The organism is Micromonospora sp. WMMA2032 (assembly GCF_002688545.1).
In the GTDB taxonomy this organism is placed as follows: Bacteria; Actinomycetota; Actinomycetes; order Mycobacteriales; family Micromonosporaceae; genus Micromonospora; species Micromonospora sediminicola.
This window is the reverse complement of sequence record NZ_CP024052.1, coordinates 6,360,623-6,378,033: the sequence shown is the minus strand read 5'-3', so window position 1 is coordinate 6,378,033 and position 17,411 is coordinate 6,360,623. Positions and strand designations below refer to the sequence as shown.

Annotated in this window: 15 protein-coding genes; 4 read left to right on the top strand and 11 right to left on the bottom strand. The window is 73.8% G+C overall.

The window, feature by feature from the left end; genetic code table 11:
- Nucleotides 1–2: 2 nt before the first annotated feature.
- Nucleotides 3–1,349 (bottom strand): UDP-N-acetylmuramoyl-L-alanine--D-glutamate ligase, encoded by a 1,347-nt coding sequence (murD, locus tag CO540_RS29605; protein WP_099164449.1) that lies wholly within the window; start codon nt 1,347–1,349, stop codon nt 3–5.
- Between the two features lie 86 nt (nt 1,350–1,435).
- Here murD and CO540_RS29600 point away from each other — a divergent pair, with 86 nt between their 5' ends.
- A complete protein-coding gene (locus CO540_RS29600; RefSeq protein ID WP_099164448.1) occupies nt 1,436–2,785 on the top strand; it encodes a hypothetical protein in 1,350 nt (449 codons plus the stop codon).
- Nucleotides 2,786–2,904: 119 nt separating this feature from the next.
- Here the strand turns inward: CO540_RS29600 and CO540_RS29595 are convergent, their stop codons facing one another.
- The 4 genes from CO540_RS29595 to CO540_RS29580 form a co-directional block, all read right to left on the bottom strand.
- Nucleotides 2,905–4,659 carry a PucR family transcriptional regulator gene (locus CO540_RS29595; protein WP_099164447.1) on the bottom strand — a complete coding sequence of 585 codons (1,755 nt, stop codon included), beginning with the start codon at nt 4,657–4,659 and terminating at the stop codon, nt 2,905–2,907.
- A 74-nt stretch (nt 4,660–4,733) separates the two neighbouring features.
- Nucleotides 4,734–6,185, bottom strand: a complete 1,452-nt coding sequence (gene argG, locus CO540_RS29590) for an argininosuccinate synthase (RefSeq protein ID WP_099164446.1) — start codon at nt 6,183–6,185, stop codon at nt 4,734–4,736.
- A 44-nt stretch (nt 6,186–6,229) separates the two neighbouring features.
- On the bottom strand, nt 6,230–7,039 hold the full coding sequence (locus CO540_RS29585; RefSeq protein WP_099164445.1) for an RNA methyltransferase: 810 nt from the start codon (nt 7,037–7,039) through the stop codon (nt 6,230–6,232).
- Nucleotides 7,040–7,069: 30 nt separating this feature from the next.
- Nucleotides 7,070–7,630, bottom strand: a complete 561-nt coding sequence (locus tag CO540_RS29580) for a dihydrofolate reductase family protein (RefSeq protein WP_099164444.1) — start codon at nt 7,628–7,630, stop codon at nt 7,070–7,072.
- Between the two features lie 123 nt (nt 7,631–7,753).
- Here CO540_RS29580 and CO540_RS29575 point away from each other — a divergent pair, with 123 nt between their 5' ends.
- A complete protein-coding gene (locus tag CO540_RS29575; RefSeq protein ID WP_099164443.1) occupies nt 7,754–8,344 on the top strand; it encodes an AAA family ATPase in 591 nt (196 codons plus the stop codon).
- 45 nt (nt 8,345–8,389) lie between these two features.
- Here CO540_RS29575 and CO540_RS29570 read toward each other — a convergent pair whose 3' ends face one another.
- The 4 genes from CO540_RS29570 to CO540_RS29555 all read right to left on the bottom strand — a co-directional run bounded on the left by CO540_RS29570 (nt 8,390) and on the right by CO540_RS29555 (nt 13,214).
- Complete coding sequence (locus CO540_RS29570) at nt 8,390–10,591, bottom strand: transglycosylase domain-containing protein (protein ID WP_099164442.1); 2,202 nt, start codon at nt 10,589–10,591, stop codon at nt 8,390–8,392.
- 103 nt (nt 10,592–10,694) lie between these two features.
- Nucleotides 10,695–11,498, bottom strand: a complete 804-nt coding sequence (locus tag CO540_RS29565; protein WP_091573481.1) for a hypothetical protein — start codon at nt 11,496–11,498, stop codon at nt 10,695–10,697.
- A 130-nt stretch (nt 11,499–11,628) separates the two neighbouring features.
- Nucleotides 11,629–12,735 carry an SPFH domain-containing protein gene (locus tag CO540_RS29560; RefSeq protein ID WP_091573480.1) on the bottom strand — a complete coding sequence of 369 codons (1,107 nt, stop codon included), beginning with the start codon at nt 12,733–12,735 and terminating at the stop codon, nt 11,629–11,631.
- A 5-nt stretch (nt 12,736–12,740) separates the two neighbouring features.
- Complete coding sequence (locus tag CO540_RS29555) at nt 12,741–13,214, bottom strand: NfeD family protein (RefSeq protein WP_099164441.1); 474 nt, start codon at nt 13,212–13,214, stop codon at nt 12,741–12,743.
- 88 nt (nt 13,215–13,302) lie between these two features.
- Here CO540_RS29555 and CO540_RS29550 point away from each other — a divergent pair, with 88 nt between their 5' ends.
- Nucleotides 13,303–14,616 carry a serine hydrolase gene (locus CO540_RS29550; protein WP_099165020.1) on the top strand — a complete coding sequence of 438 codons (1,314 nt, stop codon included), beginning with the start codon at nt 13,303–13,305 and terminating at the stop codon, nt 14,614–14,616.
- Nucleotides 14,617–14,836: 220 nt separating this feature from the next.
- Here the strand turns inward: CO540_RS29550 and CO540_RS29545 are convergent, their stop codons facing one another.
- A complete protein-coding gene (locus CO540_RS29545; RefSeq protein ID WP_099165019.1) occupies nt 14,837–15,649 on the bottom strand; it encodes a DUF3097 domain-containing protein in 813 nt (270 codons plus the stop codon).
- A gap of 161 nt (nt 15,650–15,810) precedes the next feature.
- Here CO540_RS29545 and CO540_RS29540 point away from each other — a divergent pair, with 161 nt between their 5' ends.
- Nucleotides 15,811–16,605, top strand: coding sequence for a hypothetical protein (locus tag CO540_RS29540; RefSeq protein ID WP_091573478.1), 795 nt, complete (start codon nt 15,811–15,813; stop codon nt 16,603–16,605).
- A 9-nt stretch (nt 16,606–16,614) separates the two neighbouring features.
- On the opposite strand, the gene CO540_RS29535 is transcribed toward CO540_RS29540, so the two are convergent.
- Nucleotides 16,615–17,394 carry an HAD-IIA family hydrolase gene (locus CO540_RS29535; RefSeq protein WP_091573477.1) on the bottom strand — a complete coding sequence of 260 codons (780 nt, stop codon included), beginning with the start codon at nt 17,392–17,394 and terminating at the stop codon, nt 16,615–16,617.
- Nucleotides 17,395–17,411 lie beyond the last annotated feature (17 nt).

Sequence of the window (17,411 nt, the reverse complement as noted above, 5' to 3'; positions counted from 1 at the left end):
CCTCAGCGGGCCGTGTCGGCGACCGCCTGGGCGAACACCTCGGAGCGGTGCTCGAAGTTGCGGAACCGCCCGTAACTGGGCGCCGCCGGGGACAGCAGCACCACCCCGCCGGCGGGGGTGAGCTTGCGGGACAGGCCGACGGCGGCCACCAGGTCCTCGGCCAGCTCGGTGCGGACCGCCGGCAGCCCGGCCAGCGCCTCGACGATGCGGGGACCGCTGTCCGGGATGCCGATCACGGTGATCTCCCGCTCGGCCAGGTGCTCCCGCAGCGGGGTGTAGTCGAGCCCTCGGTCCGTGCCGCCGACGATCACGGTCAGCGGCCGGCCCTCGTACGCGTCGATCGCGTGCATGGCCGCGTACGGGCTGGTGGCGAGCGTGTCGTCGACGAACGTGAGCCCGGACGGGTCGGGGATCTCGGTGAGCCGGTGGGCCAGGCCCTGGAACTCGGCGACCGCCACGGCGAGGCTGTCCCTGCGCGCCACCACGTCGACGCCGAGCGCGTCGAGCACGGCGAGCGCCACGCAGAGGTTGCCCTCGTTGTGCCGCCCGACCAGCGGCAGCACCGCGCGCGGGAACAACGGCGTGTCCCGCAGGTGGAACCACCGCGTGCCGTCCGGACCGGTGGCCACGTGGGTGGTGTCCGGCGAGCCGGCCCGCACCGCCGCCCGGTCGCCCAGCTCCACGGCCAGCCGCGGGTCGGCGCCGTTGACCACGACCGTGTGCGGGCCGTGCGCGACCAGGTTCAGCTTGTCCCGGTAGTACTCCCGCTCGCCGCCGTGCGCGTCCAGGTGCTCGGGGAACAGCGCGGTCACCACCGCCACCCGGGGCGAGTCGGTCAGGTCGGCGCACTGGTAGCTGGACAGCTCCAGCACGTACAGGCCCGCCTCGGGCAGGTCGAGCAGGGGCACGCCGATGTTGCCGCCGAAGACGTTCGGCCGGTCCATCGCGGTGAGCAGGTGACTGATCAGGCTGGAAGTGGTGCTCTTGCCCTTGCTGCCGGTCACCCCGACGGTGCGGTCCGCGTGGTCGGCCATCCAGAGCGCGCTGCCCTGCGTCACCGGGACGGACCGGCGGCGCAGCTCCACCATCCACGGGTGGGTGTTCGGCACCCCCGGCGACCGGACCACCACGTCGGCGGCGGCCAGCCGCGCGAAGCCCTCCTCGCCGGTGACCAGCGGCGCCGCCGCGGCGAGCGGGCCCTCCCAGGGCAGGGTGAGGAAGTTCGCGCTGTCGTCCACGGCGACCAGGCCGGCCGGACCGTGCGCGGCGATCGCGGTCACCGCGGCCCGGCCCTCGCGACCGGCGCCCCAGACGGCGACGTGACGTCCGCGCAGATCAGACAGGCGCACGGGCTCTCCTCGTACTCGGCGGTGCTCGGCGGGCGGGGTCCGGCCCAGCCGGACACGGGTGGACGAACCAGGGCCTATTATGGCGTGTGCCCAACGAGCAGCTGCGGCGGATGGACGCCTTCACCTTCCCGTCCTACTCGATCGACTTCGCCACCGGCGAGGTCCTGTTCGACTACGCCCTGACCGGTCCCGACGGCGAGCAGCGGTTCACCGAGGTGATCACCCTGCCGCTGCCGGCCGAGCCGGTGCCCGACGCCACCGCGGCCACCCTCGCCCGGGTCCTGGAGCTGCTGCACGTGGTCGCCGGCGTCAGCTACTACAAGGCCGCCGCGCCGCCCCGGCTGGTGCTGCCGGCGCCGCTGGGCGCCGCCGCCGTCGAGCTGGTCACCGCCGTCTACCGCAAGGGCCTCGCCGAGTACGCGTACCGCAACCAGCTGCCGCACGTGCTGGAGCTGCGTCCCGAGGTGCCGTCCGGCACGGTGGACCCGGCCGTGCCGGTGGACAACTCCGACCGCCGCCCGCTGTCCGCCGTCGGCGGCGGCAAGGACTCGATCGTCACGCTGGAGGCGCTGCGCCGGGCCGGCCTCGACCCGGTGCCGTTCTCGGTCAACCCGAACCACGTGATCGTCTCGGTCAACGAGGCGTCCGACCTGGTGCCGCTGGCCGCCCGGCGTCGGCTCGACCCGGTGCTGTTCGAGCTGAACGCCGCCGGCGCGCGCAACGGGCACATCCCGGTCACCGCGATCAACTCGCTGATCGCGGTCGCCACCGCCGTGCTGCACGGCCTCGGCCCGGTGGTGATGTCGAACGAGCGGTCCGCGTCCGACCCGAACCTGGTCTGGCAGGGCCACGAGATCAACCACCAGTGGTCCAAGGGCGTCGAGGCGGAGGGGCTGCTGCGGGCGGCGCTGGCCGAGCATGCCGGGCTCACCGAGCCGTACTTCTCGCTCCTGCGCTCCCTGTCCGAGCTGCACATCGCCCGGCTCTTCGCCGAGATCGACCGGTACGACGCGGTGGTGACCAGCTGCAACGCCGCGTTCAAGCTGCGGGACGCGAGCGAGCGCTGGTGCCGCGACTGCCCGAAGTGCCGGTTCGTCTTCCTGGCCATGGCTCCGTTCATGGCCCGCGAGCGGCTCACCGGCATCTTCGGCGGCGACCTGCTGGCCGACGAGTCCCAGATCCCCGGCTACCGGGAGCTGCTCGGCGTCGACGGCCACAAGCCGTTCGAGTGCGTCGGCGAGGTGGAGGAGTCGGTGGTCGCGCTGAGCCTGCTCGCCCAGCAGGACCAGTGGCGCGACGCCCCGGTGGTCCGGGCTCTGGTGACGGCGCTGCCGGACACCGCCTGGCAGACGGCGTCCACCTCCGACGTCTTCACTCCCGGCGGCCCGAACTTCGTCCCCGCCCCCTACGCCAAGGCCCTCACCGCGCTCGCCTGACCCGCCCCACCCCGGCCCCTGCCGTCGATCATGAAGTTGAGCCGGCGTTCCGCCCGATTCGTCCCCGCCAACTTCATGATCGACCGCTGGTCCGCGCGGGCGCGGGGATCGGCGGACGGTCAGGGGGTGCGGACGGCGTCGAGGGCGAGCAGGGCCACGTGCAGGGAGAGGCACTGCTCGACGGAGTCGAGATCGGCGTCGAGAATGCGGCCGATGCGCGCCAGCCGCTCGTAGAAGGCCGGCCGGGACAGGTGCGCCGCCGACGCCGCCGCCGACTTGTTCCGCCCCTGTTCCAGGTACGCCCGCAGCGTGCCGAGCAACTGTTCCCGAGGGTGCTGGGCGTCGTACGCCAGCAGCGGGCCGAGTTCGCGCTCGACGAACGTCTGCAACCGGGGCTCGTCCCGCAGCAGGTGCAGCAGGCCGGCCAGCCCGACGTGCGGCAGCCGGAAGCAGGGCAGGTCGCGGGGGTCCCGCCGGGCCGCCTCGGCGATCTGCCGCGCCTCGACCAGTGACCGGCGCGCCTCGCGCAGGCTGCCCACGCCGGACCCGGCCGCGACGACCACCGACGGGCGGGTGACCGCGTCGACGGACCGCGCCACCGCCCCGGACGATCCGCCCCGGGCACCGGGGTCGCCCTGGCGGGTCGGGCGGACAGCGGGCGGGCGGACCGGGGCGGCGTCGAGGCGTACCCGGCGCAACGCCGCGGCGAACGCGGCGAGTGCCTTCTCCTCGTCGGCCGGGTCGGGCAGCGCCAGCAGCGCGCCCACCGCCTGGTCGTCGACGGCGCTGGTCAGGGCCGTGAGCTTGGCCTCCCGCAGGGCCGCGCCGACCGCCTCGGCCAGGTCGCGCAACCGGGCCGGGCCGGAGTCCTCGGGCAGGTCGGCGGCGTCGCCGGCCGCGTCGTCGGCGCGGTGCCGGACCACCACGCCGACCAGGTGCCGGCGGTCCAGGGTGACGCCGAGCGCCTTGGCGCGCAGGGCCACCTCGTCCACCGGGCGGGAGTGGTCGATCAGCGCGGTCAGCAGGGTGCGGTGGATCTGCCGTTCCAGGCCCTCGGCGTCGCGCCGGATCAGCCGGCCCAGCGCCAGCGTGGAAGCGGCCCGTTCGATCAGGATGGTGAGCCGGGTGGGCGGGGTCGCCTCGGCCGCCGGCCAGCGCAGCAGCAGCCGTCCCCAGTCCTGCCCGCGCGCGCCGACGGTGGTCACCAGCCAGCCGCTGTCCGGGTCGTACGCGGTTCGCCCGGCCGGGCGGATCTGCCGGGAGTGCTGCTCCCAGCCGTCCAGCAGCAGTTCCGCGCTCTCCCCCGCCGGGTCGTACGCGAGCACCTGGCGGGACAGGTTCTCCAGCACGACCGGGCAGCCGGCCAGCTCGGCGGCCTGGCGGAGCACCTCGGTCGGTTCGGCGCCCTCCACGGACAGCTCGGTGAACCGCTGGTGGATCTCCTCGGTGGCGCGCAGCTCGGTGAGCTGGGCGTCCACGATCAGCGCGTGCACCGCCTCGGTGATCCGCACGAACGGGGTGGCCCGGCGCAGCTCGACCAGGGGCAGTCCGCGTCGCTCGGCGGCGGCCGCCATCACCCGGGGCACCCCGCTGACGTAACGGCGGCCCAGCTCGACGACCAGCCCGGAGACCCCGACGTCGGCCAGGTCGCCGATGAACGCGCGCAGCCCCGCGTCGTCGGCGGGCAGCCCGATGCCGGTGGTGAGCACCAGTTCCCCGCCGCCGAGCAGGGTGGCGATGTCCGGCACCTCGGCCACGTGCACCCACCGCACCGGGCGGTCCAGCCCGGCGTCCCCGGCGACCAGGCGGGGCGCGCCGTGGCGCACCGGCACCAGGGCGAGCACCTCACGCACGGTAGGGAACACGGGCGACACGCTACCCTGCGTCACCGCCGCTGCCGAAGGCCCGCCCCGGGAGCCGGTCGCCTCTTCGACGCACCGCGCCCCGCTCAGTCGACGCCGAACTCCATCGCGGCGCGGTCGAGCGCCGCGTCCTCGGCGGAGGGGACGCCCCGGGAGGCGATGGCCTCCGCCCCGCCCTCGGGCATCGCGCCGATCAGGCCGGTCGAGGCCGCCTGGGCGGCGCCGACCATCCGCTGCGGGGCCGCGCCGCCGACCATGCCGAGGGAGGCGTACTGCTCCAGCTTGGCGCGCGAGTCGGCGATGTCCAGGTTGCGCATGGTGAGCTGGCCGATCCGGTCCGCCGGGCCGAACGCCGAGTCCTCGGTGCGTTCCATGGACAGCTTGTCCGGGTGGTAGCTGAACGCGGGACCGCTCGTGTCCAGGATCGAGTAGTCCTCGCCGCGGCGCAGCCGCAGCGTCACCTCGCCGGTGACGGCGGTGCCGACCCAGCGCTGCAACGACTCGCGCAGCATCAGCGCCTGCGGGTCCAGCCAGCGTCCCTCGTACATCAGCCGGCCCAGGCGGCGGCCCTCGGTGTGGTAGTTGGCCAGCGTGTCCTCGTTGTGGATGGCGTTGACCAGCCGCTCGTACGCGGCGTGCAGCAGCGCCATGCCGGGCGCCTCGTAGATGCCCCGGCTCTTGGCCTCGATGATCCGGTTCTCGATCTGGTCGGACATGCCGAGACCGTGCCGGCCGCCGATGGCGTTGGCCTCCAGCACCAGGTCGACCGCGCTGCCGAACTCCTTGCCGTTGATGGTCACCGGGCGGCCCTGGTCGAAGCCGATCGTGACGTCCTCGGTGGGGATCTCCACGGCGGGGTCCCAGAACCGGACCCCCATGATCGGGCTGACCGTCTCGATGCCGGTGTCGAGGTGTTCGAGCGTCTTCGCCTCGTGGGTGGCGCCCCAGATGTTGGCGTCGGTCGAGTAGGCCTTCTCGGTGCTGTCGCGGTAGGGCAGGCCGTGGGCGAGCAGCCACTCGGACATCTCCGTGCGCCCGCCCAGCTCGGTGACGAAGTCGGTGTCGAGCCACGGCTTGTAGATGCGCAGCTGCGGGTTGGCCAGCAGGCCGTAGCGGTAGAACCGCTCGATGTCGTTGCCCTTGAAGGTGGAGCCGTCGCCCCAGATCTGCACGTCGTCGGAGATCATCGCCCGCACCAGCAGGGTGCCGGTCACGGCCCGGCCGAGCGGCGTGGTGTTGAAGTAGGCCCGTCCGCCCGAGCGGATGTGGAAGGCGCCGCAGGTCAGCGCGGCGAGCCCCTCCTCGACCAGGGCGGCGCGGCAGTCGACCAGCCGGGCGACCTCGGCGCCGTAGCTGAGCGCGCGGCCGGGCACCGAGGCGATGTCGGGCTCGTCGTACTGGCCGATGTCGGCGGTGTAGGCGCAGGGCACGGCGCCCTTGTCGCGCATCCACGCGACCGCGACGGAGGTGTCGAGGCCGCCGGAGAAGGCGATGCCGACGCGTTCACCGATGGGCAGGGAGGTGAGAACCTTGGACACAGGAAAGATTATGCGTCAAAGCGCATGGTCATGCAAGCGAATCCTCAGAGCGGATCGTCGCGACCCAGCTCCCAGAACGCCACCGCCGCCGCGGCGGCCACGTTCAGCGAGTCCACCCCGCGCCGCATCGGCAGAACCACCCGCACGTCGCTGGCCGACTGGGCCGCCTCGGTCAGGCCCGGCCCCTCGGCCCCCAGCAGCAACGCGGCCCGCTCCCGCTGCGCCGGGGTCAGCCGCTGGATCGGCACCGCGTCCGGCGCCGGCGTCATGGCCAGCACCGTGAAACCCGCCTTCCGCACCTGGTCCAGGCCCGCCGGCCACCGCTCCAGCTTCGCGTACGGCACCGCGAACACCTCGCCCATGCTCACCCGCACGCTGCGCCGGTAGAGCGGGTCGGCGCAGGTCGGCGACAGCAGCACCGCGTCGACGCCGAGCGCCGCCGCCCCCCGGAAGATCGCGCCGAGGTTGGTGTGGTTGTTGACGTCCTCCAGGACCACCACCCGCCGGGCGGCGGCCAGCACCTCGTCGGCCGACGGCAGCGGCCGGCGGTGGAACGAGGCCAGCACGCCGCGGTGCACGTGGAAGCCGGTGGCCCGCTGGAGGACGTCCGGCGTCGCGGCGTACACCGGCGCGTCCCCGGTGTCCAGGTCGGCGAGCTGGTCCACCCGCTTCGCGTCGACCAGGTACGACCGGGCCGGGTAGCCGGCGCGCAGCGCCCGCCGCAGCACCAGCTCGCCCTCGGCGATGAACAACCCGTGCGGGGGCTCCCAGCGGGTCCGCAGCTCCACGTCGGTCAGGGCGCGGTAGTCGGCGATCCGGGCGTCGTCGGGGTCGGTGATCTCGTGGACGGGCACCCGACGATTCTGCCCCGGCCCGCACGTCGGTCAGGCGCGGGTGTAGCGCAGCAGCACCGAGCGGCCGTCGAAACCGCGCGTGTCGACCAGCCGCAGGTCCTGCCGGGCCAGGTCGGGGAGCACCTGTCGTCCGCCGCCGAGCAGCACCGGGTGCACCACCACCTGGAACTCGTCGACCAGCCCGAGCGCGGCCAGCGCGGTCGCCGCGCCGGTGCCGCCGGTGAGCAGCAGATCCCCGTCGAGCTGGTCGCGCACCTCGACCACCTCCGCGGCCAGGTCGCCGCCGCCGACCACCCGGGCGCCGTGGTCGGCCTCGGCGAGCGTGCGGGAGACGACCACCTTCGGGGTACGCCGCCAGATCGGCGCGAACGCCAGGTCGTGCGGGTGGTCGGACATCGACTCGACCCGCGGCCAGTAGGAGGACATCATCTCCCACACCCGCCGCCCGTAGAGGAACGCTGCGGCCCGCTCGGACAGCTCCTGGGAGTACGCGGACAGCTCCTCCCCCATCTCCGGCCAGTCGAACTCGCCGTTCGGCCCCTCGATGAAGCCGTCGACCGACTGGTGCACCCAGTAGATGACCTTGCCCATGGCGTGTTCCTCCGCGTACCGGTGCGCCCCCGACGGGCGCGCTCACCGATGGGTCGGAGCCGGCGCGGCGGATCCGACACCGCCGCGAAGACTCTTTGTCCGCAACCGCTAGCCTCCGGGTGCGTGACCCGTCCTGTGATGATCGCGCTGATCGGTGTCGACGGCTCCGGCAAGACGACGCAGGCGAAGGCGCTCGCCCGACGGCTGTGCGCGCGGGGCGTGCGGGCGCGCTACTTCGAGAACGCCGGCGGCCGGCCGCTGTGGAACCGGCTGGCACGGGCACTCGGCCGCCCGGACGGCGTGGCGCTGTTCGGCCGTCGGGCCTACCCGGCCCTGGAGGCGACGGTGCGCGCGCTGGCCATGGCCCGGACCGTGGCGGCGGCCCGCCTGACCGGCCGCGTGGCGGTGCTGGACCGGTGGACCTGGTGCCAGGAAGTGATCATGGCGGCCCGGGGCGACCGGGGACGGCGGGCGGTCCGGGCCGCGTACGCGGCCTTCCCGCGCCCGACGGTGGTGTGCTTCCTGGCCACCGCGCCGGAGGTGGCCCAGCGCCGGATCGTTGCCCGGGGCATCGACACCGAGGATCTGGCCCACCTGCGCGCGCTGGACGCCGCCTACCGGGCGCTGCCCGACTTCGGCACGTTCGTGGTGCTCGACGGCGACCGCACCCCCGACGAGGTGGCCGCCGCCCTGGACGCGGCGGTGCGGTGTTAAGCGGAGGCCCCGCCTATACCGGAGGCGTTAACAGGGGGCCCCGCCTTACCCGCGGCCCTGGAGCCAGCGGAGCAGGTCCGACGGGAGGTTGTCGCGGTTCTCGTCGCGCGGGGTGGGCCGCTGGGGTTCCTCGCGCGGTTGCGGGCGCCGCGGGTCACCGGCCAGTTCCCGGCTGGGCGCGGTGAAGTCGCGCACCGGCTTGCCGGCGACGGCCGCCTTGATGGTCCGGGCCACCGCGTCGATCACCTTCGCCTGCACGGCGGAGCCGACCAGGTCGGTGGAGTCGTCCGGGTTGGCCGCGATGCCGGCGACGGCGACCTGCGGGGTGAATCCGACGAACGTCTCGGTGGCGTTCCGCTCCGAGCTGCCGGTCTTGCCGGCCACCGGACGGTCCACGATCCGGTCGACGCCGGTCGCGGTGCCGCCGTTGCACTGCCCGTACGCCGACTGCTGGCCCACCGGGCAGCGGGCCGCGTCGGTGGCCGCCCGGGCCACGTCCGGCTCCAGCACCTTCTTGCAGTTCGGCTGCCCGACGCCGACCTTCCCGCCGTCCGGCGCGGTCACCGAGACCACCGGCAGCGGGGAGCAGTACGTGCCCTCGGCGGCCACCGTCGCGTACGCGTTGGCCAGGTCCAGCGGCGTGGTGGCGGCCACGCCGAGCGTGAACGCGCCCCAGTTCGCGGCGTCGTTGCGGGCGAACGCGGCGTCCGAGTCGGCCCGGAAGGTGATGCCGAGACGCTGCGCCATCTCCACCACCTTGTCCTCGCCGACCTGCTCGGCCAGCCAGACGAAGTACGTGTTGACGGAGCGGCCGAAGCCGTCCCACATCATCCGGTAGCCGTCCATCCACTCCGGGTTGGCGTTGGCCGGGCACCACGTGCCGTCGCAGTTGCCCTCGTCGTCGGAGGCGTAGCGGGTGGGCAGCTTGCTCGGGGCGTCGAAGCCGGTCGCCAGCGGCTTGCCGGCCTCCAACGCGGCCAGCATGGTGAACAGCTTGAACGTCGAGCCGGCCTGGTAGCCGTCGACGCTGGCGCCACCGGAGATCAGCGGGTTGACCGTGTTCGGGTGGTTGGCCTGTCCGGCCGGGTTGTCGGCCAGGCTGTAGTGCCGGTTGACCGCCATGGCGAGCACTCGGCCGGTGCCGGGCTCGACCGCCGCGATCGGCAACGCGCGCTTGTCGTCGTACCCGTAGACCTTGGTGGCCTGCTGCTGCGCGGTCTGCTGGATTTTCGGGTCGAGCGTGGTGGTCACCCGGTAGCCGCCGCGGCGCAGCGCCTGCTCCCGCTCCTCCGGGGTGCTGCCGAACGCCGGCTGGGTGAGCCACCACTGGCGCAGGTAGTCGCAGAAGAAGCCCCAGTCGTCGCGGCCCTGCGCGGTCGCGGTGCAGCCGTTGGGCTGGGCGGTCGGGCGCAGGGTGAGCGGCGCGGCCTTGGCCGCCGCCGCCTGCTGCGCGGTGATCGCGCCGGTCTCGGCCATCGAGTCCAGCACGTACGCCCGGCGGGCCGTGGCCTGGTTCTTGTCGCCGTCGATCGGGCTGTACGCGTCCGGCGACTGGACCAGGCCGGCGAGCAGCGCCGCCTCGCCGAGCGTCAGGTCGGCCGGGGCCTTGCCGAAGTAGCGCTGGGCGGCGGCGGCCACCCCGTACGCGCCGGAGCCGAAGTACGCGATGTTGAGGTAGCGGTTGAGGATCTCGTCCTTGCTCAGCGACTGCTCCAGCGCGTTCGCGTACCGGATCTCCTGGAGCTTGCGCCCGACGGTCTGCTCGGTGGCGGCCTGCCGCTCCTCGGCCGTGCGGGTCGGGTCGGTCTTGAGCACGTTGCGGACGTACTGCATGGTCAGCGTGGAGCCGCCCTGCTCGGTGCCGCCTCCCTTGACGTTGGCGACCAGCGCGCGGGCGATGCCGCGCAGGTCGGCGCCGCCGTGCGAGTAGAACCGCCGGTCCTCGGCCGCGACGATCGCCTGACGCATCACCGGGGCGATCTCGGCCAGCGGCACGTCGGTGCGGTTCACGTCGTAGAACGTGGTGATCAGGGTCTTGCCGTCGTTCGCGTAGAGGTAGGAGCGCTGCGGCTGGACCGGGGTGCGCAGCGCGTCGGGCAGTTCCTCGTACGCCCCGAGGCTCGCCTTGGCGACGAGCCCGCCGAGCAGGCCGGTCGGCAGCGCGGCCAGCGCGAGGACGAGCCCGGCGAGCACGCCGGCGAGCAGCACGGTGAGGAGCCGCGACAGCGGCGACCGGGGAGACGGCATGGGCTCCAGGATTGCCGCGAAAGCCGCCTACCGGCCACTTCGCCAGGCAACTGTCAGTTACCTCACGGCAACCGCTCAGCTTCCGCCGCCCGCGCCGAACCGGTCATCCGGCGGCAAGCGGGCCGTCCGGTGACGAGGGCGCGGCCGGGGCGGCGGCGACGCTGGCGGTGGCCGCGTCCCGGGCGATCGTCTCCGGGACGAGCCGGCCGGAGCGGTAGCCGATGCCGATGCCGGCGACCAGCACGAAGATCGCCCCGAACGTCTGGAGCGAGCCGATCAACGCACCGCCCAGACCGAGCAGCGGAGCGGCGATCATCAGCATGGTGCCGTCGCCGTAGGAGAACATCCCCGAGCGGGCCACCGACCAGCCGGTGAGGAACCACCCCACGCTGTAGCAGGTCGCCCCGAACAGCACGATGCCGCGCGCGGTCAGCCCGAACACCGGCGTCTGCTCGGCCAGCCCGGCGAACGGCAGCATCAGCACCATCCCGCCGATGCTGGCCAGCAGCCCGGCCAGCGCGATCCGGCGGCAGCGGGTGGCGGCGAGCAGGCCGGTGAGCGCGAGCAGGGCGAGCAGCCCGAGCCAGACCGACGCCACCCAGCCGACCAGGTAGAGCGGCTGCCCGTCGGCCGGGTAGGGGTCGTTGCCCACCCCGCCGTCGCTGGCCATCGCCACCACGCCGTAGAGGACCGCGTACGCGGGCAGCAGCCAGACCGCCGCGCGGGCGAACCGGCGTACCGACCAGGCCCAGCTCGCGTCCGTGGCCGGCGCGCCCCGCCCCGGCTCGGAGACGAACGGCAGGACCCCGAACCCACCTCCGGTACGCCGGGAGCCGAGCGGTCCACCGGGATCGTGCGCGCCGGGGACCGGGGTCCGGGAGAAGAGCCGGTTCGCCGGTTCCTTCATGCGTCACCTCGCTCGCGCCACGGGCTGCCCGGGACACGCAAACGGCGCTCCGGGCCTGGTCACCATCCGTCCTCTGCACCGATGGTGGCAGGCGCCGGAGCGCCGTATGAGCGATTCTCGGATTTGCCGGTCAGCCCCGCTCGCGCTGGTCCGACGGGTCGTTGAGCAGGCTCGCCGGGGAGACCGGCTCCGGGGCCGGCAGTCCCTGGGGGGCGTTGCCACCGGTGGCCTGCGCCTCCGCGACGCGTACCTCGTCGTGGATCTCCTGGGCCGCGACGGCCGCGGCCTGGGCGGCCTCGGCGGCCTCCCGCTCGACCTCGCCGGCGGTCTGGCTGGCCCCCGGCGCCGGCGCGTCGCCGGCCATGTTGGCCAGGCCGCCCAGCGCGCCGCCCATGCCCTCCAGGGCCTTGGTCAGCTCGGTCGGGACGATCCACACCTTGTTGGCCGTGCCGTTGGCGATCTGCGGCAGCGCCTGGAGGTATTGGTAGGCCAGCACCTTCTGGCTCGGGTTGGCGGTGTGGATCGCGTCGAAGACGGTGCGGATGGCCTTGGCCTGACCCTCGGCCTGGAGGATCCGGGCCTGCCGGTCACCGTCGGCGCGCAGCACCGCGGCCTGCTTCTCACCCTCGGCGGTGAGGATCTGCGACTGCTTGTGCCCCTCGGCGTTGAGGATGGCGGCACGGCGGTCCCGCTCGGCGCGCATCTGCTTCTCCATCGAGTCACGGATGCTCGGCGGCGGCTCGATCGCCTTGATCTCGACCCGGGTCACCTTGATGCCCCAGCGGCCGGTGGTCTCGTCCAGCACGCCGGACAGGTGCCGGTTGATCTCCTCGCGGCTGGTCAGCGCGCGCTCCAGGTCCAGCGAGCCGATCACGTTACGCAGCGTGGTGACGGTGAGCTGCTCGATCGCCTGGAGGAAGTTGGAGATCTCGTAGGTGGCCCGGACCGAGTCGACCACCTTGAAGTAGAGGACGGTGTCGATCGAGACGACCAGGTTGTCCGAGGTGATCACCGGCTGGGGCGGGAAGCTGACCACCTGCTCGCGCAGGTCGACCTTGGTGCGCACCGCGTCCACGAACGGCACCAGCAGGTTGAGACCCGGGTTCAGCGTCCGCTTGTACTTACCGAGCCGCTCCACCACGTCCTGACGCTGCTGCGGCACGATCCGCACCGCCTTGGCCAGCGTCACCACCACGATGACCGCCACGGCGATCAACAGGATCGCTGCAAACTCCATATGGTTCACCCTCTCGCTTCGGGCGGCTCGCCCGGGGCGGAAATGTCGTCCTGCCAGACCAGGGCGGTCGCGCCCCGGACCTTTATCACCTGCACCCGCTCACCCGGCGCGTAGCGTTGCGTCGCGTCGTACGACCGGGCCGTCCACAGCTCACCATCGATCTTGACCATCCCGTGGTCGGCGTCCACCGGCTCCAGGACCACCGCGCTCGACCCCTCGATCGCCTCGACCCCGAACGGCTGCTCGCCGGTCTCCAGCGCCGAGCGGGCGTTGCGGCGGATCACCGGCCGCGCCACCGCCACCGACAGCGCCGAGACCACAGCGAAGATCACCGCCTGGAGCGCCACCGGCGCGCCCAGCGCCGCGGCGCCGGCGGCGGCGAACGCGCCGACGCCGAACATGATCAGGAAAAGCGTCGTCGTGAAGATCTCGGCGACCGCCAGCACCACACCCAGCACGATCCAGAACACGGCGTCCACGAGACCAATCGTGACACGTCAACGCACGTGTCATCGAACTGTCATGATCGCTAGGCTCGGCCCAGTGCCCGCCGACGAGGAGGACGAGATGGCTCTGCTGCCCGAGACCGCACGCCGGGTGGACCTGCTGGTCGCCCGGGCCCAGGCCGAGGGGCACGCCCCGTCGCTCGCCCTCGGCGTGGTCCGCGACGGCGGGCTGGCACACCTGGCGGTCGCCGGCGAGCAGCCCCGCCCGGACGGCGACCTGCAGTACCGGATCGGCTCGATCACCAAGACCATGACCGCCGTGCTGGTGATGCAGCAACGCGACGCCGGGCGACTGGCGCTGGACGACCCACTCGACACCCACCTGCCCGGCACCCCGGTCGGCGCGCTCACCGTGCGCCAGCTGCTCGGGCACGCCAGCGGCCTGCAACGCGAGCCGGACGGCCACTGGTGGGAACGCGCCGAGGGCGCCGACCTGGACACGCTGCTCGCCGGTCTGACGCCGGCGAAGATCGCCCACCCGCCGCACCGCGTCTACCACTACTCGAACCTGGCGTACGGGCTGCTCGGCGGCGCGCTGGAGCGGATCACCGGCACACCGTGGGCCGACCTGGTGCGGGAGCGGCTGCTGGAGCCGCTCGGCATGCGCCGCACCACCTACCACCCGACCGAGCCGTACGCCCCGGGCTACGTCGTGCACCCCTGGCACGACACCCTGCGGGAGGAGCCGCGCACCGACACCGGGGCGATGGCGCCGGCCGGGCAACTCTGGTCCACCGTCGCGGACCTGGCCCGCTGGGCGACGTTCCTGGCCGACCCGGACCCGGCGCTGCTCGACCCGGCCACCCTGACCGAGATGTGCGCGCCGGTGTCGATCAGCGACCTGGACTCCTGGACCGGCGGGCACGGCCTCGGCGTGGAGCTCTACCGGGTCGGCGACCGGGTCTACGTGGGCCACGGCGGCTCCATGCCCGGCTACGTCGCCGGCCTGACCGTGCACCGACCCACCGGCACCGCCGTGGTCGACTTCGCCAACTCGTACGGCCTGCGCGGCGGGCACCACGTCTCCGGGCTGGGCCGCGACGTGCTCACCCACGTGCTCGACGCCGAGCCGCCGCTGCCCGCCCCGTGGCGCCCGGCCACGCCGCCCGGCGCCGAGGCGGCCGAGCTGACCGGTCACTGGTGGTGGATGGGCCTGGCGCACGAGTTCCACGTCGACGCCGCCGGCGACCTGGTGGGCGGTCCGGCGGGGCGGGCGCCGTTGCGCTTCACCCCGGAGGGACCGGACCGCTGGCGCGGCCACTCCGGCTCCCAGCACGGCGAGATCCTCACCGTCATCCGCGACGAGGCCGGAACCCCTGTCGCGCTCGACATCGCCACCTTCGTCCTGACCCGCACCCCCCACCAGACCCCCTGACCCGCCCGCGCCTCCCTCGCCTCTTTCCCGAAAGCGGCGATCAAGGGGTTCGTGTCGGTGTGGATCTCCAGGCGGGCGTGAACTCTTGATCACGGAGCAGGGAGGGCGGGGCGGGGATCGTGCCGGCTGAGCGACGGTCTCGTCGTTGACGGAGGCGCTGACCTTCTCGCGGTGCGGCTCCTGCTCCACGGGGCTGGGCCACCCCCGGGGCGAGCAACCACTACGCGGGCGAGGTCACGAAGTCGATCAACCGCTCCATGGCGTTGATGAGCGGCGTCTCCACGTCGGCGAAACTGTCCACCCGGGACAGGATGTGCCGCCACATGTCCGCCGGCTCGGCCACCCCGAGCGCGGCGCAGACTCCCTCCTTCCACGGCCGGCCGGGCGGCACCACCGGCCACGCCGCGATGCCCAGCGCCGCCGGCCGCACCGCCTGCCACACGTCGACGTAGGGGTGCCCGGTGACCAGCACGTACGGCGAGTCCACCCGCGCCACGATCCGACTCTCCTTGGAGCCGGCCACCAGGTGGTCGACCAGCACGCCGAGCCGCCGATCCGGGCCGGGCGCGAACGCGCGCACCTCCGCGGGGAGGTCGTCGATGCCGTCGAGCGGCTCCACCACCACGCCCTCGATCCGCAGGTCGTCGCCCCAGATCCGCTCCACCAGCGCGGCGTCGTGCACGCCCTCCACCCAGATCCGGCTGGCCTTGGCGACCTGCGCCCGTACGCCGTCCAGCGCGATCGAGCCGGACGCGGTGCGCCGCCGGGCCGCCGGCACCGGGGCACGCGTCGGCCGGCGGAGGGTGACCGGGCGGCCGTCGAGCAGGAACGCGGCGGGCAGCAGCGGGAAGTTGCGCCGCCGCCCGTGCCGGTCCTCCAGCACCACGGCGCCGGACTCGAAGCCGACCACCGCGCCGCAGAACCCGGAGTCGGCGTCCTCGACCACCAGGTCGGGTTCGGCGTCGACCTCCGGGATCGCCTTCCGTCGCCGCCAGTCGCCCGCCAGCACGTCCCCGTCGTATCGCCCCGCCATGACGATCACGCTAACCACCGGCCCGGCGTGTCGCTCGCCGACGCGCCGACCGTGACGCCACCGGGCGACACGAAACGGTGCGAAGGGGGTAGTTGGGGGCAGGTCACGCCGCCGGAGCGGCAGCCGAGACAGCGGCGGCGGGGAGCACGTACCCTTTCCGCATGTCCTCCCCCGCAACGGGCGCGGCCACGCTGGCTCCGCGCCGGTCGAGCCGGTTCGTCGCCTGGGTACGTGCCTGGCGCGCCGGCCTGGTGCCCTTCGACGAGGTCGCCGACGCCATCGCCGGCGACGAGGAGCATCTGGTCGCGGACGCGCCCGGCACCTGGACCGACGTGTCCCTGCGGGAAGCGCTGCCCAGCCTGGCCCGGCACTCCCCGGACGAGATCCGCCTGGTGCTGCCCGCGCCCGGCGACCCGCGCGGCCTGCCCGGCCCCGGTGACTTCACCGGCGCGGCCCTGCTCGCCGGCGAGGCCGTGGTGGCCAGCGGGCTCGGGCTGGTGCCGGAGGTCCGCACCCACACCTCCGGCTCGGGCATGACCTGGGAGACGGTGCTCTGGCGGGTGCACCCGCTGCCCGCCGACGCGCCGAAGGCGTCGCTCACCTCGCCCGGCGCGGCCGAGGCGGAGGCGGAGCTGGCCGCCGCGCTGGCCGAGACGACCGCGGCGCTGACCCGGCTGGACGTCGCCCAGTGGCGCCCGGAGCTGGCCGGCGCGCTCGCCGCGCTGCGCCGCCCCGACGGCACCACCGACCTTCCCCCGGGCTTCGACCCGCGGGCACGCCGGCTGTTCGCCCGCGCGGCCGTGCTGGACCGGGTGCTCGCCCTGGCCGGGGAGAGCGCCCCCGGCGGCGCGGTGAACACGTTCGAGGCCCAGCAGCGGGACGCGGCGCTGCGGCCGCTGACCACCGCCTGCCGACAGGCCCTGGTGGCCGCCTGCAACGCCCCGCTGCGGCTGTGACGCCCCGCCTCAGATCTCGTCGATGAGGTCCGCCACCGAGTCGACGATCCGGGACGGCCGGTAGGGGTAGCGCTCCGCCTCGACCCGGCTGCTGATGCCGGTGAGCACCAGGATCGTCTCCAGCCCGGCCTCCAGCCCGCAGAGGATGTCGGTGTCCATCCGGTCACCGATCATCGCGGTGGACTCCGAGTGCGCGTCGATGGTGTTCAACGCCGAGCGCATCATCATCGGGTTCGGCTTGCCGACGAAGTAGGGATCCACCCCGGTCGCCTTGGAGATCATCGCGGCCACCGAGCCGGCCGCCGGCAGCGCGCCCTCGACCGACGGGCCGGTGGCGTCCGGGTTGGTGCAGATGAACCGGGCGCCGTCGTTGATCAGCCGGATCGCCTTGGTTATCGCCTCGAAGCTGTAGGTGCGGGTCTCCCCCAGCACCACGTAGTCCGGGGCGAAATCGCTGAGCACGTAGCCCACGGCGTGCAGCGCCGTGGTCAGGCCGGCCTCACCGATCACGTACGCGGTGCCGCCCGGCCGTTGGTCGGCCAGGAACTGCGCGGTGGCCAGCGCGGACGACCAGATCGCCTCCTCCGGCACGTCCAACCCCATCCGGGCCAGCCGGGCCTGGAGGTCGCGCGGGGTGTAGATGGAGTTGTTCGTCAGCACCAGGAACGGCTTGCCGGAGGCGCGCAGCTTCTGGACGAACTCCGGGGCGCCGGGCACCGGCTGCCCCTCGTGCACCAGCACGCCGTCCATGTCGGTGAGCCAGCTCTGCACCGGCTTGCGGTCATGCATCGTGTCGTCCCCAGGGG

Coding starts and splice junctions, on each gene's coding strand:
- CO540_RS29580 (WP_099164444.1), bottom strand. CDS start 7,630: ATGGGCAAGGTCATCTACTGGGTGCACCAGTCGGTCGACGGCTTCATC.
- CO540_RS29570 (WP_099164442.1), bottom strand. CDS start 10,591: ATGCCGTCTCCCCGGTCGCCGCTGTCGCGGCTCCTCACCGTGCTGCTC.
- CO540_RS29565 (WP_091573481.1), bottom strand. CDS start 11,498: ATGAAGGAACCGGCGAACCGGCTCTTCTCCCGGACCCCGGTCCCCGGC.
- CO540_RS29560 (WP_091573480.1), bottom strand. CDS start 12,735: ATGGAGTTTGCAGCGATCCTGTTGATCGCCGTGGCGGTCATCGTGGTG.
- CO540_RS29550 (WP_099165020.1), top strand. CDS start 13,303: ATGGCTCTGCTGCCCGAGACCGCACGCCGGGTGGACCTGCTGGTCGCC.
- CO540_RS29545 (WP_099165019.1), bottom strand. CDS start 15,649: ATGGCGGGGCGATACGACGGGGACGTGCTGGCGGGCGACTGGCGGCGA.
- CO540_RS29540 (WP_091573478.1), top strand. CDS start 15,811: ATGTCCTCCCCCGCAACGGGCGCGGCCACGCTGGCTCCGCGCCGGTCG.
- CO540_RS29535 (WP_091573477.1), bottom strand. CDS start 17,394: ATGCATGACCGCAAGCCGGTGCAGAGCTGGCTCACCGACATGGACGGC.